Raw genomic sequence first — 17841 nt, forward strand, 5'->3', positions numbered from 1 at the left:
CTCCAAATTAAATAGTAGTGTTCGGGTCGAAGCCTTCTAAGTAGTCACCTACGCGGCGCACGAACATGCCGCCCAATGAACCATCCACCACACGGTGGTCATAGCTGTGCGACAGGAACATGAACTGACGGATGCCTATCAAGTCACCCTCTGGGGTTTCAATCACGGCTGGCTTCTTCTTAATGGCACCTACGGCCATGATGGCCACCTGCGGCTGCATGATGATAGGTGTACCCATCACGTTGCCGAAAGAACCAACGTTAGAAACGGTGTAGGTTGGGTCTGCCAGGTCAGCGGCGGTCAGTTTGTTTAAACGGGCGCGGTTGGCCAAATCGTTTACCTTCTTGGTTAAGCCGTTTAGGTTCATCTGGTCCGCGTTGTGAATCACGGGCACAATTAGGTTACCAGATGGCAAGGCTACGGCCACACCAATGTTGATGTCGCGCTTCTTGATGATTTTGTCACCATCTACGCTCACGTTAATCATCGGGAAGTCTTTGATGGCTTTCACGATGGCCTCAATGAAGATAGGAGTGAAGGTCAGGTTCTCGCCTTCGCGCTTTTTGTACGCGTCCTTCATCTTGTTTCTCCAGTTCACAATGTTAGTCACGTCTGCCTCCACAAAAGAGGTCACGTGCGGAGAGATGCGCTTGCTGTCCACCATGCGCTGAGAAATCATCTTGCGCATGCGGTCCATCTCAATAATCTCCACGTTGCCGCTGTACGATTGCGCCGGGGCAGCAACTGCCGCTGGGGCTGGTGCCGCTGGCTGTGGAGTAGGCGCTTGTGCTGGTTGGGCAACTGGTTGCGGAGCCGGGGCAGAAGCCGCCGGAGCGCCGCTCTGACGGTTGGCTACGTACTCCAGAATATCTTTCTTAGACACACGGCCCTCTTTGCCAGTGCCTGGAATGTATTCCAGTTCCTGCATAGAGATGCCTTCCTCGCGGGCAATGTTCATCACCAACGGAGAATAGAAACGTCCCGAAGCTGGTTGCTCTAAACGCTGAGACACCTGAGCAGAAGCCTGAGGCGCTTCGGCGGGGTGAGCCGCTGGTTGCGTGGTAGGCTGAGTGGCCGGAGCTGCCTGGGCCGCTGGGGTAGAAGTAGCAGGAGTATCATCTCCACCAGTGCTAATGATGGCAATAGGTGCGCCTACGGCTACTACCTGGCCTTCCTGCACCAGAATCTCTTTCAACACACCGCCTTGGATGGCTGGTACCTCCGTGTCCACTTTGTCAGTGGCTACTTCCAGTACAGACTCATCCTGCTCAATGGTGTCGCCTACTTGCTTCAACCATTTCAAGACAGTGCCTTCCATGATACTCTCGCCCATTTTGGGCATCACCATTTCTACAAGGGCCATATTATCAGTTTAATTCAATGATTAGTTAACAATAAACGGTAATCAGTAAACGGTAATCTTTTTTAGCAAGCGACGAGCAGTCACATTTAGGAGCCTTGGTTTTTAGGATAAGTTGCTGGTTTTCAGAAACTACCTTCTTGTAAGGTGCTAATGCAAGGCAGCCATTCTAACGCTTGTTAGGCAAATTTAGAGTTTTTTACCTATTCCTCAACCGGGCCGGGCAAACTTTGCCGAATGAGGTTCATGGCCTGCAAGGCCGTGTACTCAATGTTGAGCAGGCGCGTCTTGTTGTAGTTGAGTTTCTTGGCGATGGTTTGAGTGGCGTCTGCGTAGGCAATCCAGATGGTACCCACGGGTTTATCTGGGGTTCCGCCGCCGGGGCCGGCTATTCCGCTGGTGGCAATGCCTACGTCGGTGCCCATCTTGCGGCGCACGCCCTCGGCCATTTGGCGCACTACCTCACCGCTCACTGCGCCATATTTGTCCAGAATATCCTGCTCCACACCTAGCTCATTTATTTTTACATAGTTGTCATAGGCAATGATGCCACCTTTGTAATACATGGAGCTACCAGGCACGCTGGTCAGTTTATGACCTATGAGTCCGCCGGTACAGCTCTCTGCGGTAGAGATGGTGTAGTTGCGGCCATTTAGGAGCATTCCTACGGTTTCTTCTAAAGAAATCTCGCCGTAGCCATAGATATAGTCAGGGATGAGGTCGCTGAGTTTGCCTACTTCGCGCATCATCTGATCCTCTAAATCATCAATGCCGTTGTACACGCCAGTCAAGCGCAACCGTACCCCAGACAGGTTGGGTAAATAGGCCAGCTTTAGATTGGTGGGTAGGCTGTCTTCCCAGTCAGAGATGGTGTCTGCTAGAAAGGACTCGCCCAGGCCAATGGTCTGGATGACCTTGTGGTTGATTTCGGGTAGCTGGAAATGGGCTTGCAGGTGCGGCAGAATATGGTTGGTCATCATGCCCTTCATCTCAAAAGGGACGCCGGGCATGGACACAATGATGTGTCCCTCTTCTTCAAAGAGCATGCCCGGGGCGGTGCCCAAGGTGTTTAAGATGGGCGTGCAGCTTGCCGGTAGATACGCTTGTTGCTGGTTGGTGACCGTGAGGGGCCGGTTGTATTTCTTGAAAATTGCCACCACGTTGTCCAGAGACGGCTGGTGCAGTTCTAAGTGCGTCTTGAAGTACTTGGTAAGGGTGTGTTTGGTCAAGTCATCTTTGGTAGGGCCCAGTCCGCCGGTCATCAAGATAACCTGCGCCCGTGTCTTAGCCGTGTCTAAGGCTTCTTCTATGGCCTCGGGGCTGTCAGAAATGGAGGTGATCTGCTTGACCTTGATCCCAATTTTCCCTAGTTCTTCTCCCATCCAGGCAGAGTTGGTGTCTACCACCTGCCCGTACAGCAGTTCATCGCCTATGGTGATAATTTCTGCTGATACCTCTTGTTTCATCTGTTTGGCTTGATTTATGCGTAACGAGTTTTACCTACGTTATATCAAATGTAATCATGTACGCTCAGATGAAGAAATTAACTACGTCCCCTTTTGTTTTAGGAACCCTACTATTTTTGGGATTGTCCTCTTGCACGGCCAGTCAGATACAACAAGCGGTAGACGGGGCTATTGCCACGCAAACAGGCCGCGGCGGTCCTTTGACGCAGAATGAGGTAGCCATGGGCTTGCGCGAAGCGTTATCCCAAGGCATTACCAGGGGCGCCAACCAAGCAGGTCAAACCGACGGATATTATAAGAATAGCCTCATCCGGATTCCTTTTCCGCAGGACGTACAGCGCGTAGAAAAAACCTTGCGCAGCATTGGACTAGGTTCTGAGGTGGACAAATTTGTCATGACCTTGAACCGTGGTGCCGAAGATGCCGCCAAAAGTGCAGTGCCTATTTTCATTAGCGCCATCAAACAACTCACCTTCTCAGACGTCTGGAACATTCTACGCGGTGAGAAAGATGCGGCTACCCAATTCTTAAAAAGAACCACTACCTCACAGTTGACGACCGCTTTTAGACCGGTCATCAAAAACTCATTGGACAAGGTGAACGCCACCCGGTATTATACTGACTTGGTGAACCGTTATAACAAGATTCCATTGGTGCAGAAAGCCAACCCAGATTTAGAGTCATATGCCACGCAGAAGGCCATTGACGGCCTCTTTACGTTGGTAGCCCAGGAGGAGGCCAACATCAGGGAAAACCCCATTGCCAGAACCACTGAACTGCTGCGCAGAGTGTTTGGCAGCAACCAATAAGGAGCCTTTACCCGTTTTTAGCCTATTTTTTCAAAAATAGATTAAAAACGGGTAACCTTTTTTGGGTATGTATGGGTAAAAGGCAAGACTTCACTTGCTTACCACTCATGACATATACCAAACTGCCATATCATCGGCTGGAAAACAAATCAGATTTAGATTCACTTATAGAGGATATAGGAGATTCGCGCATTGTGATGCTGGGCGAAGCCTCCCATGGCACCTCTGACTACTACTCCTGGCGCACCGCCATCTCCAAGCGCTTAATAGAAGAGAAAGGCTTCACCTTTATTGCCGTAGAGGGCGACTGGCCAGACTGCTTCCAAATCAATAAATTCATCAAAGGGTATTGCAAGCCGGGAACCAAGGTGTCTGACATCCTCAAGCACTTCAACCGCTGGCCCACCTGGATGTGGGGCAACTGGGAGGTAGCCGCATTGGTGGAATGGCTCAAAGAACACAATGACCATCCCAATTCGTTGCCGGTAGGGTTTTACGGTTTGGATGTATATAGTTTGTGGGATTCCTTGCAGCGCATCATGAAGTACCTGGAAAAGCGCGACGGGCAGGCCCTAAAAGCGGCCAAAGAAGCCTTCAAGTGCTTTGAACCCTATAGCTCTGACCCGCAAGAATACGCCCGCGCCGTGGCCTACGTGTCTGAAGATTGCGAACAGGACGTTCTCTCGCTTTTGATGGAACTAGGAAAGCATGAAGGCGGCGAGCCTAATAATCCAGAGGCAGTTTTTGACGCCGAGCAGAATGCCCTGGTGGCCGTGAACGCCGAGCGTTATTACAAAGCCATGATCAGAGGCGGCGGCAGCTCCTGGAACGTGCGCGATGAGCACATGATGGAGACTCTCAACCGTCTGCTTGAATTCCACGGCCCCGATTCCAAAGTAATTATCTGGGAGCACAATACCCACATAGGCGATGCCCGCTTCACCGACATGGCCCGCGCCGGCATGGTGAACATTGGCCAGCTGGCCCGTGAGCAATATGGCAATGAAAATGTGTACTTGGTTGGCTTTGGTTCTTATGAAGGGTCTGTCATTGCCGGAAGCGCCTGGGGTGCCCCCATGCAGAAGATGGAGATGCCCCCTGCCAAAGAAGGAAGCTGGGAACACTGGTTGCACTCCTTAAGCCCTACCAATAAACTCTTGTTCTCGCATGAGCTGAAAGAAATCCCAGAAGCAAGACAACAGATTGGCCACCGGGCCATTGGCGTAGTGTACAATGCCAACCATGAGTCGTATGGCAACTATGTGCCCACCCTTATCCCAGAGCGCTATGACGCGTTCCTGTACATTGATGAAAGCGAGGCCCTGCGTCCGTTCATCGTCAAAACCAAAGAGAAAGAGCCACCAGAATTGTACCCGGCCAATGAATAGCTTCTGGCTATAAATGAAAATATAAAAGAGAAGCCCGCGCACATGCGCGGGCTTCTCTTTTTAGGCAAGTATCGTTCTTGAGCTAGTTTCTAGAAAATAAGCCAAAAACGATACTTGACATATTAACCAAGAGCGCCGTTTTTGCCCCGTTTTCCAGGAAATACGCCAAAAACGCATTCTACTTCAAAAGGCTGTTTTTGCGGGCCGGAACCACGTAGTGGAATTGGTTAATGGGCAGTTGCTCGTCGCAGAAGCTGTACTCATGCGGTACGTTTGACCCGATGATGACGAGTCGGTCTTTCCGGTTTTGATGAAGGTGCTCTAGGTACCACGCTACGCCATCCTGGTCCAGGTTGGTAGTGGGTTCGTCTAAGAGTAGGAAAGGGGTATCTGAGTACAGCGCCAGTCCCAATTTTAACCGCTGCCGCATGCCCGAGGAGAAATCACGCACCAGTTTATGTTTAGCCTTCTGGAGTTGCAAAATATCGGGTAGCTGTTGGGCGGTGATGTTGCGGAGAGACTTGAACCGGGTATGGAATTGGATCATCTCCTCCAGCGTCAGTTCCTCCAGTAAATCTTGGTAGGGTGCGGCAATGGAGAGATGGCGGTAGACTTGCTCTACGGGTAGTTGCTTGGTTCCTAGAGAGTAGGAGATGTCTCCTTCAGAGAGTAGCTGAAAACCGCTTAGGAGAGAAATCAAAGTGGATTTTCCGGAGCCATTGTGTCCTAGAATAGCATATGCCTTGCCAGACACAAACTCATAGGACAGATTCCTGAAAATCCACTCGTAATTATATCGTTTGCCAACAGACGTTAGCTTAATCTGCATCCCGTTGATAGCCTTTGATAATGCCTCGGCCGGAGTCCCGCACAAAATTCAGGATTTCGTCGCGCTCTGGGCTAGGGGAGATTTCCAGTTCAATCTTGTCTACGGCTGCGGCGTTGTTCAAGCCGCTCATGTACAGAATACGGTACACCTGCTGTATCTCGTTGATTTGCTCATTGGTATAGCCTCTGCGGCGCAGGCCAATAGAGTTGACACCAGCATAGGACAAAGGCTCGCGGGCCGCTTTCACAAACGGAGGAACGTCTTTTCTAATCAAAGAACCACCAGACACCATGGCGTGCGCGCCAATCTTGGCAAACTGATGCACGGCGCTGGCGCCACTGATGATAGCATAGTCACCCATCACTACGTGGCCCGCCATCTGTACGGCGTTGCCCATGATGCAGTGGTTACCAATGATGCAGTCATGTGCTACGTGGGCATAGGCCATGATTAGGCAATTGCTACCCACCACGGTCTTCATGCGGTCTACGGTGCCGCGGCTAACCGTTACGCACTCCCGGATCACAGTGCCATCACCAATAAAGGTAAGCGTGTCTTCACCGGCAAACTTTAAGTCCTGCGGAATGGAAGAGATCACCGCCCCCGGAAAAATCTTGCAGTTCTTGCCTATGCGGGCACCTTCCATGATGGTCACGTTGGGACCAATCCAGGTGCCTTCCCCAATCTCCACGTTTTTATAGATGCTGGTAAACGGCTCTATAACTACGTTCTGGGCTATTTTAGCCTCGGGGTGGATGTATGCGAGGGGCTGATTCATGCGTCTTTTCTTACGATGCTAGCAGACATTTCTGCTTCCATTACCAATTGGCCAGCCACAAAAGCCTGGCCTTGCATTTTTGCGATACCGCGTTTAATAGGAGCCAAGAGCTCGCATTTAAAGATAATGGTATCTCCCGGAATTACCTTCCTTCTGAAGCGGCATTTGTCAATGCCCAAAAAGTAGGTCCAATAGTTTTCAGGATCCGGCACGGTGTTCAACACTAGAATGCCGCCTGTCTGGGCCATGGCCTCAATCTGAATCACGCCCGGCAGCACTGGGTTCCCCGGGAAGTGGCCCTGAAAGAACTGCTCGTTCATGGTCACGTTCTTGATGCCGGTTACCGTTGTCTCATCCAGGTGGATGATCTTGTCGATCAACAAGAACGGGTAGCGGTGCGGAAGCGTCTGCGAGATACGGTTAATATCCATCACCGGTGTCTTCTTAGGATCGTAGATGGGGGTGTTCTTAACCGAAGTTTCTTTAATATATTTTTTGATTTTCTTGGCGAAGGCTACGTTAGAAGCATGACCCGGGCGCGCGGCCAGGATCTGTCCTTTCAACGGGCGGCCCACCAAGGCCAAATCACCAATAAGATCTAGTAGTTTATGACGAGCGGGCTCGTTTCTGTAGCGTAAGTCAACGTTGTTGAGAATACCTTCTTTCTTCACTTCCACCTTCGGCTTCTTGAGAAGGTCAGAAAGGTAATCCAGCTCGTTTTCTTCTACTACGCGGTCTACCACCACAATGGCATTGCTTAAGTCGCCGCCTTTGATGAGGTTTTGCTTGTAGAGCATCTCTAGCTCATGCAAAAAGCAGAAGGTACGACAAGAGGCAATCTCATCTTTAAACTGAGAAATATCCGTCATAGACGCATGCTGGCTACCCAATACCGGGGAATGGTAGTCTACCATCACGGTCACGCGGTAGTCATCCAGAGGTAGGATGGCAATCTCGGTCTCCCGGGCGCCGTCTCTGAACCTGATTTCCTCGGGCACCTCAAAGAAGTTGCGGAGGGCATTCTGCTCTTCCAGACCAACTTCAAGCAAAGGCTCCACAAACAAAATAGAGCTGCCATCCATGATAGGCGGCTCAGGGCCATCTAACTGAATGAGGACGTTGTCAATTTCTAAGCCTACCAGTGCCGCCAATACGTGCTCCACGGTGTTCACACGGGCGCCGTTCTGCTCAATCGTAGTTCCTCTGGAGAGGTCTACCACGTTGTCTACGTCAGCGTCTACAATAGGCTGCTCAGGTAAATCAACGCGCTGGAACTTGTACCCGTGGTTAATGGGGGCAGGCAAAAAGGTCATGTTTGAGATAACCCCTGTATGCAATCCAATACCAGAAACCGTCACCGGTGCTTTAATGGTATGCTGTTTATCGTTCATGCGGCACTAAATAGGTAAAGAGGCGTCAAAGTTAACGCTTTTCTCTGAGTTCATCTACCTGTTTCTGTAGCTCAGGTAGTTTCCGGAAAACAGCCATGGCCCGCAGGTTCTGTTTATAGTCAAAAGCGGGTGCTCCCTGCACAAAAGTACCTTCTTCTTTGATGTTTTTAGAGATGCCAGATTTAGCGCCTACAATGGTTCTGTCGGCTATGCTCACGTGGCCCACCACACCTACCTGGCCGGCAATGGTGCAGTAATTACCCACTTTAGAGGAACCGGCAAAAGCCGTCTGGGCGGCTACCACAGTATGTCTGCCAATTTCCACGTTATGGGCTACTTGTACTAGGTTGTCAATCTTAGTGCCAGTCCTGATAATGGTGGAGCCCATGGTGGCGCAGTCCACGGTAGTATTTGCGCCAATGCTCACATGGTCTTCTATCACCACGTTGCCTATCTGCGGGATGGTTTTGTAGCTGCCGTCTTTCTGAGGAGCAAAACCAAAGCCGTCACTCCCTAAAACGGCGCCGGCATGAATAGTGCAAGAACTACCAATTACGGTGTCTGGGTAAATCTTTACCCCGGCGTAAATAACGGTGTTGTCGCCAATGGTGACGCTGTCCCCAATATAGGCGTGCGGGTAAATATGGACGTTTTTCCCAATTTTACAGTTCTTGCCAATGTAAGAGAAGGCACCGCGGTAATGGTTAGGACCAATGCTGGAATTCTCGCCTAAGAAACAAGGTTCTTCCACACCTTCGCGCATAGAGGCCAAGGCTTGCTGGTATACTTCTAACAGGGTAGAGAAGGCACTGTACGGATCGTCTACCAAAATGAGGTTGGTAGAAACGGCTTGCTTTAGCTCTAAGGTCTTAGACACAATTACCGCCGAGGCGCCCGTGTTGTACAGAAAGTGCTCGTATTTGGGGTTGGATAAGAACGATAGCGACCCAGGAGTGCCCTCTTCAATCTTGGCAAGTCTGTTTACCGTGGCCTGACAGTCTCCCTGCACCTGGCCCTGGAGTAAATCAGCGATCTGTTGTACTGTGAATTCCATGGTGTAAAGTTAAAGAAACAATTTATTTTATGCTTGGCCCAGACTACCCGGCTATGGTGTCTTCTCTAAAGGCAGACACAAAAAAGCCTGCTCTGTAGGAGGTAGCAGGTTCTTTGTAAAGGAATTACCTAGCAATAGGTATCCATTTTTCACTGAATAGTAATTTAACTCCTGCCGGAGTGCTTTGTTTAGGAGTATTCAAGAATCAGTGGTAGGCGCTGGTGGCCAAGTAGTACATCTAAGTAATAGGAGTTGCTTCTGCAGTGTTTCGGTAGTACTTACGCTTGAACCAGTAGGCCAAATTCACCAAGGCAATCAAAGCTGGCACTTCAATGAGCGGACCCACCACCCCGGCAAAGGCCTGACCAGAATTCAACCCAAACACGCCAATGGCCACTGCAATGGCCAGTTCAAAGTTATTGCCCGTAGCCGTGAAGGCGACTGATGCGTTCTGCGCGTAGTTAGCACCCAGAGCCTTGCCCATGTAAATGCTCACTACAAACATGATGACAAAGTAAATGACCAGCGGAATGGCAATCCTGATCACATCCATGGGAATCGTCACAATCAAATTACCCTTTAAGCTGAACATAACCACAATGGTGAACAGCAGGGAAATGAGCGTGATGGGGCTAATGGCCGGAATAAAAACCTGCTGGTACCATGCATCTCCTTTAAGTCGGCGAAGAATCAGACTAGACAGAAAGCCCATCAAAAACGGGATGCCCAGATAGATGCCCACACTTTGCGCGATGGCTCCCATACTGATGTCCACTATTTTCCCCTCCAGACCAAACCAGGTGGGCAAGACGGTAATGAATACATAGGCGAAGACACTGTAAAACAGCACCTGAAAAATGCTGTTGAAGGCCACCAGTCCGGCTGCGTATTCGCGGTCTCCCTCGGCCAGTTCATTCCAGACCAGCACCATGGCAATACAGCGGGCCAAGCCAATGAGAATGATACCCACCATGTACTCAGGGTAGTCTCTTAAAAAAACGATGGCCAGCAGGAACATCAGAATCGGCCCGATTATCCAGTTCAAAACCAGGGAAAGCGTGATGACTTTGATGTTTTGGAAGACTTTGCCTAGCTGACCGTAGCGTACTTTAGCCAAGGGCGGGTACATCATTAAGATGAGGCCAATGGCAATGGGCACATTTACCGTGCCCGTTTGAAACGTGTTAATGACGTCTTCTATTCCCGGGTATACATACCCCAGCAGGACGCCCGCGCCCATGGCCAGGAAAATCCAAAGCGTGAGGAACTGGTCTAATCTAGAAAGCTTCTTTCTTTTGTCTACGTTGCATTGACTCATGTTCTGGGCTTAAGCGGTTCTTAGCATAGTGGCAAATTCATTGGGCAGCGGGCTGGCTTCTACGGCCTGCGCCGCTTTCTCCACGTCATAGTCCACGCGAATAAACTCTACCTTGATGCTGTTTAGCTGAGTTAAGTTAGATTCTGGCGTCAGCTCTACAATCACGTACCCGGCGCGTGGGTCTCCGTCCTTGGGTTTGCCCACTGACCCAATGTTGATGGCATGCCGGTAACGGGTCTGGCCCTCCTGCTCATAAGCAATGGCGCGATGATAGGGCTTGTGCGTATGCCCGAAGAACAGGATGTCTGCCCCGGCCTCTGCGAACATGTGCAGGAAGCTTTTGTCGGGGCGGTCCTCAAAAAGATACTCGTTGATTTTGCGTGGGCTGCCATGTACTAGGAGGACCTCTATCTTGTTCTCCTGTTTAGAGTCATCCATGAAAGTGAGCCTGAGGTGCCTTGGAAGCATGCGCAAGTACTGACGCGTCTCCTCAGTGACCACATGGTTGGTGTAGTCAATGGACTGTTGACCCAGGTCTTTCTCCATGTCAGATTTGTAGGCGCAACCGCAGTTAGGACTAGCCAAGCCCACGCCCTCGTCATAATTGCCCGCAATAGTGGGGATTTTTCGTTTTCTAATCTCAGCGACTACCTCATTGGGCCAGGTACAGTAACCCACCAAATCACCTAGGCAATAGATGGCGTCTAAATTCTGCTGGTCCATGTCTGCCAATACCGCCTCCAAGGCTGGAAGATTGGCGTGAATGTCACTAAACAAGGCAATTCTCATAGAATAGAGGGAGAAGGGTAACGTTGATTTAAAGGTATTACTTTAGGCAGTTATTTTACAGGCAAAAGCACAGGGAACGCCAAAGTGCATTCTCTGTGCTTAGGTAAGGCAGAGGCAGAGCTAGTCAAGCCCAACAGTAGAACTGCGACGTTCCAGTAGGTACACATCACGCCAGACGCCGTAATGCTTGGCCAACCGTTGACGGGTACCCACAATCCTGAAACCCACTTTCTCATGCAGTTTGACGCTGGCCTCGTTTTCTGGGAAGATGCCCGCCTGTAAGGTCCAGAATCCCGCCTTCTCAGATTCTGTAATCAAGTGACTCAATAGCTGAAGGCCCAGCCCCATGCCACGGCAGTCTTGGGCAATGTAGACGCTCTCTTCGGCTACGCCACCATAGACACACCGGCTGGAGACAGGTGTCAGGGCCGCCCACCCACAGACTTTGTCTCCATCCAGGGCTACAAATCTGCAGGTGGTTAGGTGCGCCTTATCCCATTCCTCCCAGGAAGGGGCGTCTGTATTAAAGGTGGCTTGGCCTGTGGCAATGCCATCCAGGTAAATCTGTTTTACTTCTGCCCAATGCTGGGGCAGCATGTCCTCAATGACCATAGAAACAAGGTTAGCAACAGCCAGAGCCCGGAGCGCACGCGTTACCAGCGCCCACAGTGGCTAAGTTAAGTTTGATTTTCTCTGCCGGAATACCGCAATTGTCCTGGGCCAGGCAAGTAGTGGTTTTGGAAAGAAGCATGAATTTCTTGCCGTCAAAGCCTAGATCATACTTCCCGATGGTGTCACTTTGGTACTCCACCTCAATTTCCAGATCCTCCATGCCCAAAGTCTTCTCTGAGAGGCTGATAATGTTGAGGAGTTTTCCTGGTTTCAGGCGGTGCTCATAGTCATCGGCGTCCCAAAGCTGGAAGTTGGCCACTTTCTCATGGCGCACGGTGCCGCCACAATCAATAAAATGTTTGGTGATTACGCCCACCTCAGTCACGTGAAAGTGCTCAGGCACCATTTTGCCATTTTCTAAACCGAAATCCACTGACTCAGCAGTTTCCAAAATTCTTTTTACTTCTGAAAGTTTCATAGTAGTAAGGGTTAAAAGTTAGTTAAAAATATTTCTAAGCTGTAATTGTTGAAATCTAAAAGATGCTACCGACTCTAATTGCTTGTTTATATTATTGCAATATTACGATAAATGAAGCCAAAAAAAGGTCAGCAACATTGCTGGCCACAAGCCACTGGGGAAGCAAACATGTTTAGGAACATATCCCGTACCTCTTCCCATTTGTGTTTGTTGATGCAGTAGCAAACGCTGGTGCCTTCTACGGTGCCATCAATCAAGCCAATAGCCTTTAGTTCTTTCAAGTGCTGAGAGACGGTGGCCTGCGCCAATGGCAAAACCTCAACCAAGTCCCCGCAAACACAAGTGGTACGATGTAGCAAGTGCTGAAGAATAGCCACCCGAGCAGGGTGCGCCAGGGCCTTCGCATACATGGCCACGGTGTTCTGCTCTTCGGTAAAATTCTGTGTCTTGGTTACGCCCATGATTCTCTGTCTTTGATTACTATATCGCAATGATACGATTAATGTTTCAATTCGCATAAAAAAACTCCCAATATTTTTTGAGAGTTTTTCTGGTGGGTAGCTGAAAACACCAATATGCGGCTGCCGTCTTTGGTAGAAAGGATTACAAGCATGGGAGCTTTACACTTGGTAGAAGCATGCTCTAGCCTTTCCGTTTTTGGGGTATTTTCTGGAAAACAGGCCAAAAACGGTGATGGTGCGCCAGAACTACCAATGGCTTACTTCTACCATAAGCGTAAGCCATGAGTTAAATCCTATAGACTGGCAATCTCCTTCGGGTAGCAGACGTAATATTTCTCCACTTTCCTGCTTAGGGCCTGTATGTTGGGCAGGTCAGAGGCCTGGGCCACGTCCACAATCTGGCTTTGTTTGGTGAGTACGTTGATATTCTCACCACCCGATTCATAGGCGTTGTTGCTTATTTTGCCGGTTACTACCAAGTAATGCACATCCTGCGGTGCCACGTTAAACTGCTCTTGGGCCAGTTCACGCACACCTTCCAAGAACTCAATCTCAAACGGAGTGGGGGACAGGATGATTTTGAACAGCTTCCGCTCTAAGAGGCAAACAGAGAGGTAGCTTAGAATCTTGTCCGGGTGCTCGGCCCAGGTTTTGATGCCGCCCCAAATGTCATAGTCATCCAAAGCGATAAACTTCTTGAGGATGCTTGGGTCGCGCTCAAAGTCCAAAATGGACAAAGACTCATGCAAAAAGAAGGTCAAAGCCGGGCTGGCAGGAACGGGCACGCCTTGTTGGGTCAGTTCGCGGGCGCGTTGCATTACTTTCATGACCATCTGCTCTGCGCTGGTGACGGTTTTGTGCATGTACACCTGCCAATACATGAGGCGGCGGCTTACCAAGAAGCTTTCAATGGAATAGATGCCTTTCTCCTCCACCACCAGCTGGTCCTCGGCTACGTTGAGCATTTTTAATAGACGGTCGGCGCCAATCAAACCCTCAGACACACCCGTATAGAAAGAGTCTCGGTTCAAGTAATCCAGGCGGTCTACGTCCAGTTGGCTGGACACGAGTTGGTGGAAGAAGTGACGCTCGTAACTGTCAGTGAAGATATCAATAGCCAGTTGCAGCTTGCCATCAAACTCCTCATTGAGCAGTTGCATGATGTGCAGTGAAATCTGCTCATGCGGCACCTGGTCAAAAATAGCATGCTCCAGAGCATGTGAAAACGGACCGTGGCCCACGTCATGCAGGAGAATGGCCGCCATAGAGGCCTCACATTCCTTGTCAGAAATACGGTTATCTTTACCGCTCAGGCTCTGGATGGCAATGCTCATCAAGTGCATGGCCCCCAAGGCATGATGGAACCGTGTATGCAAGGCCCCAGGGTACACAAACTCAGTGAGGCCTAATTGCTTGATGCGTCTAAGGCGCTGAAAGTACGGGTGTTGGATGATGTCAAACAGCAGCTCAGAGGGGACCGTGATGAAGCCGTAGACTGGGTCGTTGAAGATTTTTTTCTTATTCAAGATAACTAAGTTCTTCTGTGTCCGTTGTCGGTAATTGTATAGTTGTGCGATTTATACGGAAGAACCCTCTAAAAGGAGGCGTTTTGCGTGCCGCACAATCCCCCAGCCAACACTAACTATGAAAAAAATATAGCCATGCAAAGATATACTATTTTGTGGGCGGATGATGAGATTGACTTGCTCAAGCCTCATATTCTCTTTTTAGAAGAACGCGGCTATGACGTCACGCCCGTGAACAGCGGCGCTGATGCCATAGAGAAGGTGCAGGAACAGAACTTCGACATTGTTTTCCTGGATGAGAACATGCCGGGCATCTCTGGTTTGGAGGCACTCTCCGAGATCAAATCCCTGCGTCCTTTGTTGCCGGTGGTCATGATCACCAAAAGCGAGGAAGAGCACATCATGGAAGAGGCCATCGGTTCTAAGATTGCCGACTACCTCATCAAGCCCATCAACCCTAACCAAATCCTGCTTTCAGTGAAGCGGATCCTGGACAACCGCCGTCTGGTAGAGGAGAAAACCAACAGTTCCTATCAGCGCGATTTCAGGATGCTGGGCATGGCGTTTGGTGAGCGTCTCAATTACCAGGAGTGGGCCGATGTCTACAAGAAACTGGTGTACTGGGAACTGGAAATTGCTGAGACCGAGGGCAAAAGCATGGCCGACGTGATCAACATGCAGAAGGACGAGGCCAATACCAACTTCGCCAAGTTCATCATGGACAACTATGAGGAGTGGGTGAACGATGAGACGGATGAAATTCCGTTGATGAGCCATAAGCTTTTCAAAGACCGCGTCTTCCCGATGATGAAGGAAAGCGATACGCCCATCTACTTTGTCCTGATTGACAACCTGCGCTATGACCAATGGAAGGTTTTGGAGCCCATCATCACGGACTATTTCAACGTGGAGAACGAGGAGATGTACTACTCCATTCTGCCTACCACCACCGCCTACGCACGTAACGCCATCTTCTCAGGCATGCTTCCGGCAGAAATCGCCAAGAAATACCCCAACCTGTGGGTGTCAGACGACGAGGAGGAAGGCAAGAACATGCACGAAGAAGATTTCCTAGAGATACAGCTGCAGCAGAACAACATCAAAGAGAAGTTCAGCTACAACAAGATCACCAACATTACGGCTGGTAAGGAATTAGTGGCCAAGATGAGCAACCTGGAGTCTAACAAACTCAACGTGATCGTCTACAACTTCGTAGACATGCTCTCACATGCGCGCACAGACATGCAGATGATTAGAGAACTAGCCGCCGATGAGGCCGCCTACCGCTCCTTAACGCGTTCATGGTTCATGCACTCGCCGCTGTTTGATACCTTAAAAGCCATTGCAGAGAAGAAGGGTCGCCTGATTATCACCACAGACCACGGCACGGTGCGCGTGAAAAAGCCGTTCAAAATCATTGGTGACCGCAACACCAACACCAACCTGCGTTACAAACACGGCAAGAACCTAGGCTTTACAGAGAAGGACGTGCTAGTATGCCGCAAGCCTGAGCGCTTCCATCTGCCCAAGGCCAATGTGTCTACGGCGTACGTGTTTGCCATGAACGACGACTTCTTCGCCTACCCCAACAACTACAACTACTACGTCAATTATTACAAAGACACGTTCCAGCACGGCGGCGTCTCTTTAGAAGAAACCATTATTCCATTTGTTACCCTTAGCTCTAAAAATGCCTGACCCACTGGTGCAGGAACGCACCTTACAGATTTCCTCTAAAGCAGAATTGCCCCAGGCCGCTGCTGATTTTTTGGCATTTATCGGTCAAAAAAGAATAATTTTGTTTGAAGGCGAGATGGCGGCGGGTAAAACCACGTTTATCAAGGCGATATGTGCGGCCAAAGGCGTGCAAGAACACGTAAGCAGTCCCACATTTGCCTTGGTCAATGAGTATGAGGCCGCCCGCGGCGAGGTCATCTATCATTTCGATTTTTATCGGATTGACGACCCCGCTGAGGCTCTGGACATTGGGGTGCTGGAATATTTTCATTCTGACAACCTGTGCCTCATAGAGTGGCCCTCAAAAATTGAGAACCTGCTGCCAGAGGAGGGTGTTCTAGTAACTATTACACCCGGTCCGCAGGAAGAAGCGCGAATCATACAAATGAGAGCTTATGGAGGAAATGACGGAAAGTTCTAACGGGTTTGAGGCCCTGACCAAGGCCACCGCCCGTAGCCTAATGCCCAAGGAATCCATGCTGGCCGTGGAGACGCGCAAGCGCAACCTGTTCATTGGCATCCCAAAGGAATCTTCTCTGCAAGAGAACCGCATTGGCCTTACCCCAGAGTCTGTAAAGCAATTGGTAGACCACGGTCATGAAATCTGGATAGAATCTGGCGCCGGTGGGCCTTCTAAATACTCTGACCATGAATTCTCTGAGGCTGGCGCTCAAATAGTATACTCCACCAAGGAAGTCTATGAGGCAGACATCGTCCTAAAGATTGCTCCGCCCACCTTAGATGAAATAGAACTCTTCAGGCCAGGTCAGACGCTCATTTCTGCCTTGCAGATTGGCAGCCTTACTTCTGAATATATTGGGGCGCTCTCCCGTAAGAAAATAAGCGCCATCTCCTTTGAGCTCCTCAAAGACAAATCTGAGTCCAGACCTGTAGTGCGGGCCATGAGCGAGATTGCCGGCAGTACCGTCATGCTTATTGCCGCCGAGTACCTGAGCAGCGGGAAAGAAGGAAAAGGCGTCATACTGGGCGGTATCACGGGCGTGCCTCCGTCCAAGGTGGTCATCATTGGAGCCGGCACTGTGGCCGAATACGCCACCCGCGCCGCCCTAGGTCTCGGGGCCGAGGTAAAGGTGTTTGACAACCATCTTTATAAGCTGAGAAGGCTCAAGCACAACGTAGGCGCCCAGATTTTCACCTCCACGCTAGACAATACCATCTTACACAAAGAGATACAGGACGCAGACGTGGTCATTGGCGCTGTCACCGCTGAGGAAGGCCAGGTGCCCTGCATGATCGCCGAAGAAGTAGTGGCCAAGATGACGCCCGGCTCGGTGATTATTGACGTGAGCATTGACGAAGGCGGCTGTTTTGAAACTTCAGAGATGACCACCCACAATAGGCCGGTTTACCGCAAATATGACGTGATTCATTACTGCGTGCCCAACATTCCATCGCGCGTGCCCCGCACCGCCACCAAAGCGCTGAGCAACATCTTCACGCCCATGTTCCTGGAGATTTCCAAGCACGGCGGCATCAATGAAGTATTGTTCACGCATGAGCATTACCGCAGCGGGGTCTACATCTACAAAGGGAGCCTCACCAACGCCGCCATCGCCAAGAAATTCAACATGCGTTACAAGGAGTTGAGCCTGATGATCGCCGTGCGAAACTAGGAGCAGGTTTTTCTGGATTTATCTCGATTTTCAGGATTTAAAGTAAAATAGTAGAGGTCCGTTTTTGGCCTGTTTCCATGGAAACAGGCCAAAAACGGACCTCTTGGTTTAAGGCTCATCGCCTTGAGGAACAAGATTAGTGCGGATTGATTTTGCAAAGGATGTTGAGATCAGGCACCGCCTTGTCTCTTACGCATTGCGGCCACAAGCT

At 50.2% G+C, this 17841-nt stretch carries 17 protein-coding genes; 5 read left to right on the forward strand and 12 right to left on the reverse strand.

The genetic code is table 11. From position 1 onward, the window contains the following. Positions 1-7: 7 nt before the first annotated feature. Entirely contained in the window at positions 8-1363 is a 1356-nt protein-coding gene (locus TH61_RS10445; RefSeq protein ID WP_066508926.1) for a dihydrolipoamide acetyltransferase family protein, read from the reverse strand. A gap of 200 nt (positions 1364-1563) precedes the next feature. Beyond that, entirely contained in the window at positions 1564-2826 is a 1263-nt protein-coding gene (locus TH61_RS10450) for a competence/damage-inducible protein A (RefSeq protein WP_066508928.1), read from the reverse strand. Between the two features lie 68 nt (positions 2827-2894). On the opposite strand from TH61_RS10450, the gene TH61_RS10455 reads away from it, so the two are divergent. After that, positions 2895-3635, forward strand: a complete 741-nt coding sequence (locus TH61_RS10455) for a DUF4197 domain-containing protein (RefSeq protein WP_066512778.1) — start codon at positions 2895-2897, stop codon at positions 3633-3635. Positions 3636-3742: 107 nt separating this feature from the next. After that, the gene (locus TH61_RS10460) at positions 3743-5023 is read left to right on the forward strand and encodes an erythromycin esterase family protein (protein WP_066512780.1); all 1281 of its coding nucleotides are present in this window, start codon (positions 3743-3745) and stop codon (positions 5021-5023) included. Positions 5024-5201: 178 nt separating this feature from the next. Here TH61_RS10460 and TH61_RS10465 read toward each other — a convergent pair whose 3' ends face one another. The 10 genes from TH61_RS10465 to TH61_RS10510 form a co-directional block, all read right to left on the reverse strand. Beyond that, positions 5202-5852, reverse strand: coding sequence for an ATP-binding cassette domain-containing protein (locus tag TH61_RS10465; protein ID WP_066508931.1), 651 nt, complete (start codon positions 5850-5852; stop codon positions 5202-5204). After that, positions 5842-6630 (reverse strand): acyl-ACP--UDP-N-acetylglucosamine O-acyltransferase, encoded by a 789-nt coding sequence (gene lpxA, locus TH61_RS10470; RefSeq protein ID WP_066508933.1) that lies wholly within the window; start codon positions 6628-6630, stop codon positions 5842-5844. Before lpxA ends, TH61_RS10465 begins: the two co-directional genes overlap by 11 nt. Beyond that, the gene (locus tag TH61_RS10475; protein ID WP_066508935.1) at positions 6627-8021 is read right to left on the reverse strand and encodes a bifunctional UDP-3-O-[3-hydroxymyristoyl] N-acetylglucosamine deacetylase/3-hydroxyacyl-ACP dehydratase; all 1395 of its coding nucleotides are present in this window, start codon (positions 8019-8021) and stop codon (positions 6627-6629) included. Before TH61_RS10475 ends, lpxA begins: the two co-directional genes overlap by 4 nt. A 31-nt stretch (positions 8022-8052) precedes the next feature. Beyond that, positions 8053-9075, reverse strand: coding sequence for a UDP-3-O-(3-hydroxymyristoyl)glucosamine N-acyltransferase (gene lpxD, locus TH61_RS10480; protein ID WP_066508937.1), 1023 nt, complete (start codon positions 9073-9075; stop codon positions 8053-8055). A 238-nt stretch (positions 9076-9313) separates the two neighbouring features. Then, a complete protein-coding gene (gene arsB, locus TH61_RS10485; RefSeq protein ID WP_066508938.1) occupies positions 9314-10393 on the reverse strand; it encodes an ACR3 family arsenite efflux transporter in 1080 nt (359 codons plus the stop codon). A gap of 9 nt (positions 10394-10402) precedes the next feature. Beyond that, positions 10403-11182: a metallophosphoesterase gene (locus TH61_RS10490; protein ID WP_066508941.1), complete on the reverse strand. Its 780-nt coding sequence runs from the start codon at positions 11180-11182 to the stop codon at positions 10403-10405. Positions 11183-11302: 120 nt separating this feature from the next. After that, positions 11303-11794 carry a GNAT family N-acetyltransferase gene (locus TH61_RS10495; RefSeq protein ID WP_066508943.1) on the reverse strand — a complete coding sequence of 164 codons (492 nt, stop codon included), beginning with the start codon at positions 11792-11794 and terminating at the stop codon, positions 11303-11305. Positions 11795-11804: 10 nt separating this feature from the next. Then, a complete protein-coding gene (locus TH61_RS10500; RefSeq protein WP_066508944.1) occupies positions 11805-12272 on the reverse strand; it encodes a DUF6428 family protein in 468 nt (155 codons plus the stop codon). A 128-nt stretch (positions 12273-12400) separates the two neighbouring features. Continuing rightward, positions 12401-12733: a helix-turn-helix transcriptional regulator gene (locus TH61_RS10505; RefSeq protein ID WP_066508945.1), complete on the reverse strand. Its 333-nt coding sequence runs from the start codon at positions 12731-12733 to the stop codon at positions 12401-12403. A gap of 293 nt (positions 12734-13026) precedes the next feature. Continuing rightward, a complete protein-coding gene (locus TH61_RS10510) occupies positions 13027-14259 on the reverse strand; it encodes an HD domain-containing protein (protein WP_066508946.1) in 1233 nt (410 codons plus the stop codon). Positions 14260-14394: 135 nt separating this feature from the next. Between TH61_RS10510 and TH61_RS10515 the strand changes: the two genes are divergently transcribed. Genes TH61_RS10515 through TH61_RS10525 form a run of 3 tightly spaced genes read left to right on the forward strand, consistent with a single transcriptional unit; the run spans position 14395 to position 17630 of the window. After that, the gene (locus TH61_RS10515; RefSeq protein WP_066508947.1) at positions 14395-15957 is read left to right on the forward strand and encodes a bifunctional response regulator/alkaline phosphatase family protein; all 1563 of its coding nucleotides are present in this window, start codon (positions 14395-14397) and stop codon (positions 15955-15957) included. Beyond that, positions 15950-16417, forward strand: a complete 468-nt coding sequence (gene tsaE, locus TH61_RS10520) for a tRNA (adenosine(37)-N6)-threonylcarbamoyltransferase complex ATPase subunit type 1 TsaE (protein ID WP_066508950.1) — start codon at positions 15950-15952, stop codon at positions 16415-16417. The genes TH61_RS10515 and tsaE overlap by 8 nt, the downstream gene beginning before the upstream one ends. Further along, positions 16401-17630, forward strand: a complete 1230-nt coding sequence (locus tag TH61_RS10525; RefSeq protein WP_066512782.1) for an alanine dehydrogenase — start codon at positions 16401-16403, stop codon at positions 17628-17630. Before tsaE ends, TH61_RS10525 begins: the two co-directional genes overlap by 17 nt. Positions 17631-17841: the final 211 nt, after the last annotated feature.

It is taken from the genome of Rufibacter sp. DG15C (genome assembly GCF_001577755.1).
In the GTDB taxonomy this organism is placed as follows: domain Bacteria; phylum Bacteroidota; class Bacteroidia; order Cytophagales; family Hymenobacteraceae; genus Nibribacter.

Excerpts from the sequence above, each read along its gene's own strand:
- TH61_RS10445 (WP_066508926.1), bottom strand. The coding sequence starts at position 1,363 with ATGGCCCTTGTAGAAATGGTGATGCCCAAAATGGGCGAGAGTATCATG.
- TH61_RS10450 (WP_066508928.1), bottom strand. The coding sequence starts at position 2,826 with ATGAAACAAGAGGTATCAGCAGAAATTATCACCATAGGCGATGAACTG.
- TH61_RS10455 (WP_066512778.1), top strand. The coding sequence starts at position 2,895 with ATGAAGAAATTAACTACGTCCCCTTTTGTTTTAGGAACCCTACTATTT.
- TH61_RS10460 (WP_066512780.1), top strand. The coding sequence starts at position 3,743 with ATGACATATACCAAACTGCCATATCATCGGCTGGAAAACAAATCAGAT.
- TH61_RS10465 (WP_066508931.1), bottom strand. The coding sequence starts at position 5,852 with ATGCAGATTAAGCTAACGTCTGTTGGCAAACGATATAATTACGAGTGG.
- lpxA (WP_066508933.1), bottom strand. The coding sequence starts at position 6,630 with ATGAATCAGCCCCTCGCATACATCCACCCCGAGGCTAAAATAGCCCAG.
- TH61_RS10475 (WP_066508935.1), bottom strand. The coding sequence starts at position 8,021 with ATGAACGATAAACAGCATACCATTAAAGCACCGGTGACGGTTTCTGGT.
- lpxD (WP_066508937.1), bottom strand. The coding sequence starts at position 9,075 with ATGGAATTCACAGTACAACAGATCGCTGATTTACTCCAGGGCCAGGTG.
- arsB (WP_066508938.1), bottom strand. The coding sequence starts at position 10,393 with ATGAGTCAATGCAACGTAGACAAAAGAAAGAAGCTTTCTAGATTAGAC.
- TH61_RS10490 (WP_066508941.1), bottom strand. The coding sequence starts at position 11,182 with ATGAGAATTGCCTTGTTTAGTGACATTCACGCCAATCTTCCAGCCTTG.
- TH61_RS10495 (WP_066508943.1), bottom strand. The coding sequence starts at position 11,794 with ATGGTCATTGAGGACATGCTGCCCCAGCATTGGGCAGAAGTAAAACAG.
- TH61_RS10500 (WP_066508944.1), bottom strand. The coding sequence starts at position 12,272 with ATGAAACTTTCAGAAGTAAAAAGAATTTTGGAAACTGCTGAGTCAGTG.
- TH61_RS10505 (WP_066508945.1), bottom strand. The coding sequence starts at position 12,733 with ATGGGCGTAACCAAGACACAGAATTTTACCGAAGAGCAGAACACCGTG.
- TH61_RS10515 (WP_066508947.1), top strand. The coding sequence starts at position 14,395 with ATGCAAAGATATACTATTTTGTGGGCGGATGATGAGATTGACTTGCTC.
- tsaE (WP_066508950.1), top strand. The coding sequence starts at position 15,950 with ATGCCTGACCCACTGGTGCAGGAACGCACCTTACAGATTTCCTCTAAA.
- TH61_RS10525 (WP_066512782.1), top strand. The coding sequence starts at position 16,401 with ATGACGGAAAGTTCTAACGGGTTTGAGGCCCTGACCAAGGCCACCGCC.